The organism is Synechococcus sp. R6-7 (genome assembly GCF_047461695.1).
Taxonomy (GTDB): Bacteria; Cyanobacteriota; Cyanobacteriia; order Thermostichales; family Thermostichaceae; genus Thermostichus.
The window spans coordinates 1-9,092 of record NZ_JANSHS010000132.1; the positions used below are offsets into that span (position 1 = coordinate 1).

Here is a 9,092-nt window from a genome sequence, read left to right on the forward strand (position 1 = left end):
CCCACCTGCAGCAGCAAGATCGCCACCGCCACCAACACCAGGGATCCCAGGCCGATCCCCAGCCAAAAATCTTTTGCCGAGAGGGAAGGGGCCAACCCCACATAAAACAGCACCGTTTCCACCCCCTCGCGAAACACCGCCACAAAGGCCAGAAAAGCCAAGGAAAAAACCTGACCCGTGGCCAGTGCCGCCTGCGCCTGTTCCTGCACAAAGGTTTGCCAAGAAGCCACTGCAGCCCGGCGGTGCAACCAAAGGCTGACCGAGAACAACAAACCTGCTGCCACCAGCCCGGTGATCCCTTCCAGCACCTCTTGTCGCGTGTGGGTGAGCATCTGCTGGAAAAACAGCTTCACCAGCAGACCGAGCATCACCGCTGCCAGCAAGCCCGCGGATCCCCCTATCCACACCCAGCGCTTCTGAGCCGATTGCCCGCTCTTGCTCATAAGGGCCAGCAGTGCCACCAGCACCAAGAGAGCTTCCAGGCCCTCCCGCAGCAGAATCGAAGCAGCATCCAGGAACGTGTAGTCCGACATAGGCTCACCCAGACAGGCGGCTCAGTTTTAGCTGGAGCCAAGAGGATTTCTAAGTGGTGGCTGGGATGAACTTGAGGGCAGCAGAATTGATGCAGTAGCGCAAACCCGTGGGTGGGGGGCCATCCCGAAACACATGCCCCAGATGCCCACCGCAGTTAGAGCAGTGGACTTCCGTGCGGGGCACAAACAATTTCCAGTCCGTCTTGGTGCCGATCACATGGGGAGCAATCGGCTCCCAAAAGCTGGGCCAACCGGTGCCACTGTCGTACTTGGCCGCCGAGGAAAACAGCTCCTGCCCACAGCCGGCACAGACGTAGATGCCCGCAGCTTTGTTGTCGTAGTAAGCGTTGCGGAAGGGGGGCTCAGTGCCCTCTTGGCGCAGCACATAGTATTGCTCTTCGGTGAGCAGTTGCCGCCACTCGGCGTCGGTTTTGGTGAAGGGATAAGTCTGTTGGGCCATTGCTCTTTGCTCTCCTGCTAAGCTGAGGGGTGCTGTAATCAACCCGGCCACCGCCAAGGTCAACAGCTCGCGTCGTCGCATGATGAGGTTCATCTGTCGTCGCTGTGTGAGTGACAGGGAAGCGATCCCTGCTCAGAGGGATCTATCCGCCTTTGTCCGCCACCTGTGGGTTGAGACCTGCAAGCAGGTTACCCGTATCTTAACCCTTCTTTACGCTCCCTTCTGCAAAACAGGGAGATAGCCAGTATTCTATGGGTTCCATTGGCAGCTTCTATCCCCAGCTTCAGGCGCCATCCCGTTACAATGAGCGCAGGTGGGCTGCTTGTCCAACCCTAGACGAGTAATGGAGTTCTTCCTATGCTGCTGGTCGGCTCAGGTGCAAAGTTTGTGCAGCAACTGGAGCAATCTGGGGCTTTGGCCATCTTTGTAACCCCAGAGGGGGGATCCGAAGGGCACTACCTGCGGCGGCTGCGCGGAGCTGGGTATGAGGTGGTCACCCTCTCCAGTAAGGGAATCGGGGATCTGGCCAGCTATTTGACGCGCATTCATGGGGTACGGCCTGCCACGCTGGGCAAATCGGAGCGGCGCACCTATTTCTTTCCCGCGTTGATCGAGCAGTATCGGGCCACCTTGCCCCCGAAAGCAAAGGGGTTGGTGTTTTGGTTTTACGAGGGGCATGTGTTCAGCCAACAGGAACTCTCCTACCTGGTAAAGCTGAGTCGGGAAGACAAGGGAGTGAAGTTTGTGGTGGAACTGGGCCGAGAACGGTCAATTCGTTGGCAACCTCTGCAGAGCGCCTGAACCTCTCTTCAGGATCCTGGAAATTTCTTTGCTACCATCTCAAGTAGATGGCCTGCGGCTCAGATCCCCATCCTGCTAGCGGTTTCTCGTGCCTGTGACCTTGCCAACCGCCTCGCTGCAACAGGGTACTTGGTTTAAGCTGATCTGCGGCGCAAGTTTCCACCACTTGCCCTCGGTTCGGGAGCTGGCTTTCCTTTACACGCTGGCCGGGGCAGATTGCATTGATGTTGCTGCCGATCCGGCCATAGTGCGGGCCGCTCAAGAAGGGATCCAACGGGCGCAAGCCGAAGATCCCCAGGCGGGATCCCCTTGGTTGATGGTCAGCGTCAATGACGGCGAAGACGTCCATTTCCGCAAGGCGGTGCTGACGGCTCCTGTTTGTCCTGCCGACTGTCCTCAACCTTGTTTGGCAGTCTGTCCTCCCCATGCCTTGACACAGGCAGCCCTTCCTGCTCAAGTCCACATCCAGACAGAGCTGTGCTACGGCTGTGGGCGCTGCGAGCCGGTTTGCCCCCACCGGCGCATTGCTACCTTCGGCTACCAGGTCGCTTTGTCAGAAGTTTTGCCGCCTTTGGTCGAGCTGGGCATTCAGGCGGTGGAGATCCACACCTGCATTGGTCGCCAGAGGTCATTCGAGCAATTGTGGGGATCCCTGAAGCCCTGGCTACCTCAGCTCCAGGCCATCTCGATTAGCTTTAACGATGGTCCGGGCCTAGAGGCTTATTTGAGGGATCTGCTGGCCCTCATGGATCCCTTGCCGGAAGTGCTGATCTGGCAGGTGGATGGCCGGCCTATGAGTGGGGATATTGGAGCTGGCACCGGCAAAGCTGCCCTAAAGTTGGCCGAGAAGGTACTGAATATGGGTCTGCCAGGCTATGTGCAATTGGCAGGAGGAACCAACGCCCAAACGCTGCCGCTGTTGGATCCCCGGTGGCCGGTGGCGGGGGTAGCCTTCGGCAGCTACGCGCGACAGTTGGTGTCAGCCTATCTGGAAGAGCCAGCCCACAGCTCATCGGAGTCAGGATGGAATCCTGGATTGGTGGCAGGGATCCCGTTGGCCAAGCAGTTGGTGCAGCAAGTAAAGCGGCGTTCCCGTCAGCGGTGCAGAGCCCTTTCCATCGCTGATCAGCAAACCTGTTTTTCCCGCGTTTAACGACGTTGCTCAGCCATGAGTTTCCCCGTACAGCCCTCAACCCCAAGTCCGTCAGTGGATCCGGAAAGTGCTGAACGCACCGCTTGCGTCAGCGGCGCGGAGCACTCTTTTCCCGGCCAGGTTCAATACAGCGACGACCTGAGCAAGCTTTTGGATATCCTGCCGGCTCCAATTCGCGAGCGCCTAGAACAGCATCCTCACCTGGATCGATTGGTGGAGGTGGTGCTGGATTTGGGCCGCCGTCCCGAAGCCCGCTTCCCCGGCTTTGCCGATTACCTCTCCGAGGACGTGATCACCCGGGCCGACTTGGATCAGGTGATCAGCCGGGTTGGAGAGTTCAGCAGTGACAACCGCGCAGGCATTGCCTCTACCCTGCACCGGATCAGTGCCATCCGCAACCGCCAAGGCACGATCATCGGCCTTACCTGTCGGGTGGGTCGCTGCGTTATCGGCGTGATCAGCATGATCCGCGACCTGGTGGAACAGGGGCGCTCCATGCTGTTGCTAGGCCGACCGGGGGTGGGTAAAACCACGGCCTTGCGGGAGATTGCCCGTGTGCTGGCCGATGAGCTGGGCAAACGAGTGGTCATTATCGACACTTCCAACGAGATTGCCGGCGATGGCGATGTGCCCCACCCGGGCATTGGTCGGGCCAGACGGATGCAGGTGGCCAGCCCAGAGCTGCAGCACAAGGTGATGATTGAGGCGGTGGAGAACCACATGCCCGAAGTGGTGGTCATCGACGAGATCGGCACCGAACTGGAAGCCTTGGCCTCTCGTACCATTGCCGAGCGGGGGGTACAACTGGTGGCCACTGCCCATGGCAACCGCATCGACAACCTGATCAAAAATCCCACCCTCTCAGACTTGGTGGGCGGGATCCAATCGGTCACCCTGGGAGATGAAGAGGCGCGGCGACGGGGCTCTCAGAAGAGTGTGTTGGAGCGCAAAGCCCCCCCCACGTTTGAGATTGCCATAGAGATGCTGGAGCGATCCCGCTGGGTCATCCATGAAGATGTGGCCGCCACTGTGGATCGCCTCTTGCGCAACCGCGAGCCCCTGACCCAAACCCGCAGTCTAGACGAACGCGGCCAGGTGGTGATAGTCACGAATGAGCGCCCGGCCCTATCTGGCCCCCAATGGCCCCCCGCCGGCAGCACAATGTCCGCAGCACGGGAGCGGGGAGGATGGCGACGTTCTGGACGGATGGAAGCTCTGCCTTCAGAGCCGCTTGAAAGTCGCTCGCAGCAGCAAGGAGAATCGGGTTTGCTCCTGGAGAGGCGAGAGGACTCCGTCCCGCTAACGCCGGCGGGATCCCGTCCTGCCGCTCAGGTGGTGGCCGAATCCAGAGTAGAATCCGGCTCTGACGAAGAAGAAGATTTGGACTGGGAGGGATCCGCCCTAGCCCCGACAGGACGGCAGCAGAATCCGGATGGGCCGCTGATGATCTACCCCTACGGAGTGAGCCGCTTCTACCTGGAGCAGGTGATCCAAACCCTGAAACTGTCGGCGGATGTCACCAAAGATCTAGACGAGGCAGACATTGTCTTGGCCTTACGATCCCAGGTGCGCAGCCGTTCCAAGATCCAGCAGATGGCCCACTCCCGCCAGATCCCGATTCACACCGTCAAGGCCAATACTCTGATTGCCCTGGCTCGCGCCCTGCGCCATATTCTCAACATTGAAAGCGAAGAGGGATCCGATTCCGACCTGGAGCTGTTCATTCGCGCCAGCTCAGGCGATGAAACCGAAGCTCTGGAAGAAGCCCGCCTGGCGGTGGAGCAAATTGTCATTCCCAAGTCTCAGCCGGTGGAACTTTTGCCCCGTTCGCCTCTGATCCGCAAGCTCCAACACCAGTTGGTGGAACATTACCACCTGCGGGCCCAAAGCTTTGGCGAAGAGCCCAACCGCCGCTTGCGCATTTATCCCAACTAGCCCCACACAATACTTCAACCCAATCATTCAGCTCCATGGACGCTGTATCCATTGAGGCATGGTGGCCACAGAAAAGGGACTCTGTCCCGCTTAGGTGAACGGGATCCTGGGCTAAGATTTGGCTACGCCAAGTGCGGTTCCCGCTGTTGCGACAGCGTTGCAGTTGTCGGCCCAGTGTCGTAGGTACAGCAGCAGGGTGCCCTGGGCATAGCACCATTTATTGCTATAGGGATAGCTAATGACTGCTACAGAAGTACGCTGGACTACTCGAGACATCGAGGCTCTTCCAGAGAATGAATGGATCCGCTACGAGATCATCGACGGAGAACTGCTGGTGACTCGCTCTCCTCATCACAAACATCAGCACATTATCGGGTGTTTGTTCTCCGCACTGCATCGGTGGTCGCTAGAAACAGGATTGGGAGAACCCTCAATCATGCCAGGGATCCTCTTTTCCGAATTTGATAATGTGTCTCCCGATGTTGTTTGGGTTAGTTATGAGCGGCTATCACAGATTCAAGATGAAGCAGGACATTTTCGGGGTGCCCCTGAGCTGGTGGTTGAAGTCCTATCACCTGGAAAAGTTCATGAGGATCGAGACCGCTTGGCAAAACGGAAACTCTACTCTGTGCATGGGGTGCAAGAGTACTGGATCGTCGATCGGCTGGCTCAGAGAGTAGGGGTGTATCGCAGACAACAGGCCCAGTTGGTCTTGGTAGAAACGCTGTTGGCTCAGGATGCGTTGTCTTCTCCCCTGTTGCCCGGCTTTGTCTGCACGGTTGCTGAGCTGTTTACCTCCCGACCCTAGGCTCCAGGCGTACAACAGCCGAAAGGGATCCCATCCCATCGGCCAAATCAATGAAGCAACCAAGATGCCTGCTGCTGCGTACTCTAGCCGGAAAAAGTGCGGCTTGGCCCTGGCCGAAACTGTTCCGGTGTAACAAAATGTTAAGGGCAGCATTTGTACGGGGATCCCTTCTGAAGGGGCCGGTCTTTTGCTGGCTCATGACCTACATTTCGCACACCTCCAAGGACACATAGCCATGTACAACAATCGTCGTGGTTTTCTTCGCTGGCTGGCTCTCGGTTTTGGCTCGTTGGTGGGTTGGTTACCTGGGTTTACCCGGCGCCGTTTTGCCCTGGCCCAGGGAACTGCTTCTGGCTCTAAGGCTTCTGAGCCGGAGTTTGTGAAAGTTGCCACTCTGGCCGATCTCAAAGATGGCCCCTTCAAGGTGGAAAACGCCTTTGGGAAAAACACCGTCACCCTCTGGTTGGTAGGGGATCCGCAAAAAGAAGATTCTCTGCTGGCTTTGGATGCCGCCTGTCCCCATGCGGGGTGTGATGTGAACTGGCGGGGGGAGAACTTTGTCTGCCCCTGTCATGGCTCGGCTTTTGCTGCCGATGGCAGCCGTACCCGTGGCCCGGCCAAGGCAGACCTGGCCATCTACAAGGTCAAGGTGGAGAAGGGAGAAATTTTTGTAGCCAAAGCCTCATAAAGTTCTGGGCAGGCTGTGGGCTTTGAGGCCAGGCAAAAGGAGTCGGGTATCCGGATTGAGAAGACAATGGGCTGAGCTACCGAGGCTCTCCCTATGGCTCGTCCCTACCGCTATCTGTTCCTCTCCACCCCTGTTGGACCTCTGGGATCCGGGGCCGGTGGTGGTGTGGAGCTCAATCTTGCCAACCTGACGCGTGTCTTACTCCAGATGGGATCCCAAGTGCGGGTGTTGGCCCCTGTGGGATCCCGAATGGCGGAGTTGCCGGAGGAGGTGATCGAGCCGGTGGCGGGCCTTCCCCCGGCCTATGCGCAAACCCAGCGCCGCGATCAGCCGGTTCTGATCCACACCCCCTCTCTGCTGGCCAACCTGTGGCAGCGGGCTGCCCACCTGCAAGATCAGTTCGATCTAATCGTGAACTGGAGCTACGATTGGCTCTCGTTTTATTTGACGGATTTTTTCCGCACCCCGGTGGCCCACATTGTTAGCATGGGATCCCTCAGCGATGCCGTCGATCAGGCTCTAGAGCACATTGCCCATCGCTACCCTGGTCGGCTGGCGGTGCATTCGCGGGCGCAAGCCCAGACCTTTGCCTTTGCCCGAGCCGAGATGGCGGCAGGTCGGGATCCCTTTGTCTATCTGCCCTGCGGGGTGGATCTGCGCCTCTACGACTTTGTGCCCCAAGGGAATGGATCCCTGTGTTGGATTGGCCGCATTGCCCCGGAGAAGGGCCTAGAAGACTGTGCTGCCCTAGCCGAGAAGACGGGAAGGCCGGTGGTGATCCTAGGCCACCTGCAAGAGCCAGGCTACTGGCAGCAGATCCAAGAGCAGTACCCGCATGCCCAATTGGATTACCGAGGGTTTTTGCCCACCCCGCAAATGCAGCGGATCTTGGGGCAATGCTCAGCCTTGATCATGACCCCCAAGTGGGTGGAGGCCTTTGGCTTGGTGGCGGTGGAAGCTTTGGCCTGTGGCGTGCCGGTGATTACCTACCGCCGGGGTGGGCCCGCGGAAATTGTCAGCGATGGAGAAACCGGCTGGATCGTCGAGCCGGACAACGTGGCAGCTTTGGCAGAGGCTGTAGAGCGCCTAGATCACATCGACAGGAGCCGCTGTCGGCAACGGGCAGAAGAGCACTATTCCCTGGGCGCGATGGCAGAGCAGTTTCTGGCCTGGAGCAGGCAGATTGGCCGGGATCCCACCTGGGCAGCCCGCGAGGGAGGAGACAGGCAGTGGTACTATTAACTTACTTAATTCTGGCGAACTGTGTCAGACACGCAGCCCAACAACGGGAACGTTTTGACTTACGACGGGGAAACCATCATGACGACTGGGAAAGGATCTGTTGCGCTGGTGCGATCAGAGGTTCGTCGGCGGTCACAGGTTCTGGGAACGCAGGTGATCAGCCAGGGCAACGCAGCCCGGCTTGGGGTAGTCAGCGAAGTTTGGGCGGATCTGGAAGCCAAGCAGGTTCTGGTGCTGGGGGTGCTGGAAAAAGCCCTTGCCGGATCCCCCCGTTTGATGGAGCTGCGGCAAGTAACAGCGTTGGGTCAGGATGCAGTTCTTGTCCCCAGCGAAGAAGTTTTCGATAACTTGGATTTGGAGGGCCTGAGTCGCGTGGTTGGCAGCGAGGTGGTAACCGAAGAAGGGATCCGCCTCGGCAAAGTTAAGGATTTTGAGTTCAACTCCGTCTCCGGCATCATCACGGGCTTGGTGCTCTCCAACCTTGGCCTCACCTTTTTACCTGGCTTTATCCTCAGCACCTATCTGCTCTCCACTGACGAGATTGTCTCTGTGGGCGGGGATCGCCTTATTGTTGCCGATGGCGCTGAGACCCGCCTAACCCAACTGGCCAAGGGGATTTTGGAAACCCTGGGAATCGGCAAGCCCCCTTGGGAAGCCGGAGTTAGCCCTGCTCCTGCCCTGCCCAGTGCTGTCGAGAGTTCCGCCGTCGAGGAAGATTACGAAGAAGAATACGACGAGGAATACGAAGCCGAAGAAGAAGACGTTTACGCAGAAGAAGAGCCTGAACCTGAGCCGCAGCCTGTGCGTCCTCGTCCACCTGAGCCCGCACCCGCCCCCGAACAACCGGCTTGGGAACAGGAGTATGCCAAAGAAGAGGCCCCTCCTTCTGAGCCTGCCCCTCCTCCTTCCAGCTCCACTCCTGTGGATGGTGATCCCTGGGAAGATAAGGCCGGGGAGCCCACTTGAGTTGCCGGACTCGTACCAACTCCCCTCTGCGCTCGGGATGGTCACGTCAACCGAGAGCACGGCCCTTACCCCTGGCGCTAGGGCTGCTTCTTGCGCCAATCTCCCACTTTTTTCTGCCAAGGGGCAAAGGGATCCCCTGTCCGTCATCCCGGTAGAGCAGGATCGGCTTCGGCCAAGAAGCGCAAAGCCACCGACAAAAAGGTCTGCGGCGCTTCAATGTGCGGAAAAGCAGCCCCTGGCAACCGGTATATCGGCACCTCCGGGCGCAAAGCGCGATACCGCTCTGCCTGTTCTGGGCCGGTGAGGCGGTTCTGTTCTCCCCAGACCAGAGCCATGGGCTTGGTCACCACGCGAAAGTCGTCTTGGATGGGCAAATTGAGCCTGCCGGTGAGAAAAGAACGGGGGGCAAATTGAGCCCCCGCCTGGTGGGCTGCCTGGTAATAGTAGTCCACCACCGCCTCATCCAGGGCGTAGCTGGGGGAGCATGACTCTAGTCAATAATAAGC

Annotated in this window: 10 protein-coding genes; 7 read left to right on the forward strand and 3 right to left on the reverse strand. The window is 58.7% G+C overall.

All coding sequences use genetic code 11. The annotated features are described in order from the left end of the window. Positions 1-533 (reverse strand): FTR1 family protein (locus NW815_RS04575; RefSeq protein ID WP_414415760.1); only part of this gene is annotated, 533 nt, incomplete at its 3' end. A gap of 49 nt (positions 534-582) precedes the next feature. Continuing rightward, complete coding sequence (gene msrB / locus NW815_RS04580) at positions 583-1,086, reverse strand: peptide-methionine (R)-S-oxide reductase MsrB (protein WP_414415761.1); 504 nt, start codon at positions 1,084-1,086, stop codon at positions 583-585. Between the two features lie 264 nt (positions 1,087-1,350). Between msrB and ndhN the strand changes: the two genes are divergently transcribed. The 7 genes from ndhN to NW815_RS04615 all read left to right on the forward strand — a co-directional run bounded on the left by ndhN (position 1,351) and on the right by NW815_RS04615 (position 8,586). Further along, positions 1,351-1,794 carry an NAD(P)H-quinone oxidoreductase subunit N gene (gene ndhN / locus NW815_RS04585; RefSeq protein ID WP_414344253.1) on the forward strand — a complete coding sequence of 148 codons (444 nt, stop codon included), beginning with the start codon at positions 1,351-1,353 and terminating at the stop codon, positions 1,792-1,794. 94 nt (positions 1,795-1,888) lie between these two features. Continuing rightward, entirely contained in the window at positions 1,889-2,947 is a 1,059-nt protein-coding gene (locus NW815_RS04590) for an LdpA C-terminal domain-containing domain (protein ID WP_414388020.1), read from the forward strand. A 15-nt stretch (positions 2,948-2,962) separates the two neighbouring features. Next, entirely contained in the window at positions 2,963-4,882 is a 1,920-nt protein-coding gene (locus NW815_RS04595) for a R3H domain-containing nucleic acid-binding protein (RefSeq protein ID WP_414388018.1), read from the forward strand. Positions 4,883-5,120: 238 nt separating this feature from the next. Continuing rightward, positions 5,121-5,690: a Uma2 family endonuclease gene (locus tag NW815_RS04600; protein ID WP_414388016.1), complete on the forward strand. Its 570-nt coding sequence runs from the start codon at positions 5,121-5,123 to the stop codon at positions 5,688-5,690. A 235-nt stretch (positions 5,691-5,925) separates the two neighbouring features. Then, the gene (locus NW815_RS04605; protein WP_414388014.1) at positions 5,926-6,378 is read left to right on the forward strand and encodes a ubiquinol-cytochrome c reductase iron-sulfur subunit; all 453 of its coding nucleotides are present in this window, start codon (positions 5,926-5,928) and stop codon (positions 6,376-6,378) included. A 93-nt stretch (positions 6,379-6,471) separates the two neighbouring features. Then, complete coding sequence (locus NW815_RS04610) at positions 6,472-7,620, forward strand: glycosyltransferase (protein WP_414330180.1); 1,149 nt, start codon at positions 6,472-6,474, stop codon at positions 7,618-7,620. 78 nt (positions 7,621-7,698) lie between these two features. Continuing rightward, on the forward strand, positions 7,699-8,586 hold the full coding sequence (locus tag NW815_RS04615) for a PRC-barrel domain-containing protein (RefSeq protein ID WP_011434176.1): 888 nt from the start codon (positions 7,699-7,701) through the stop codon (positions 8,584-8,586). Positions 8,587-8,729: 143 nt separating this feature from the next. Here NW815_RS04615 and NW815_RS04620 read toward each other — a convergent pair whose 3' ends face one another. Next, positions 8,730-9,038, reverse strand: a complete 309-nt coding sequence (locus tag NW815_RS04620) for an alpha/beta fold hydrolase (protein ID WP_414388012.1) — start codon at positions 9,036-9,038, stop codon at positions 8,730-8,732. Between the last annotated feature and the right edge of the window lie 54 nt (positions 9,039-9,092).

Bases quoted from the DNA above. Each gene is read 5' to 3' on its own strand.
- msrB (WP_414415761.1), bottom strand. From the start codon at position 1,086: ATGAACCTCATCATGCGACGACGCGAGCTGTTGACCTTGGCGGTGGCC.
- ndhN (WP_414344253.1), top strand. From the start codon at position 1,351: ATGCTGCTGGTCGGCTCAGGTGCAAAGTTTGTGCAGCAACTGGAGCAA.
- NW815_RS04595 (WP_414388018.1), top strand. From the start codon at position 2,963: ATGAGTTTCCCCGTACAGCCCTCAACCCCAAGTCCGTCAGTGGATCCG.
- NW815_RS04600 (WP_414388016.1), top strand. From the start codon at position 5,121: ATGACTGCTACAGAAGTACGCTGGACTACTCGAGACATCGAGGCTCTT.
- NW815_RS04605 (WP_414388014.1), top strand. From the start codon at position 5,926: ATGTACAACAATCGTCGTGGTTTTCTTCGCTGGCTGGCTCTCGGTTTT.
- NW815_RS04610 (WP_414330180.1), top strand. From the start codon at position 6,472: ATGGCTCGTCCCTACCGCTATCTGTTCCTCTCCACCCCTGTTGGACCT.
- NW815_RS04615 (WP_011434176.1), top strand. From the start codon at position 7,699: ATGACGACTGGGAAAGGATCTGTTGCGCTGGTGCGATCAGAGGTTCGT.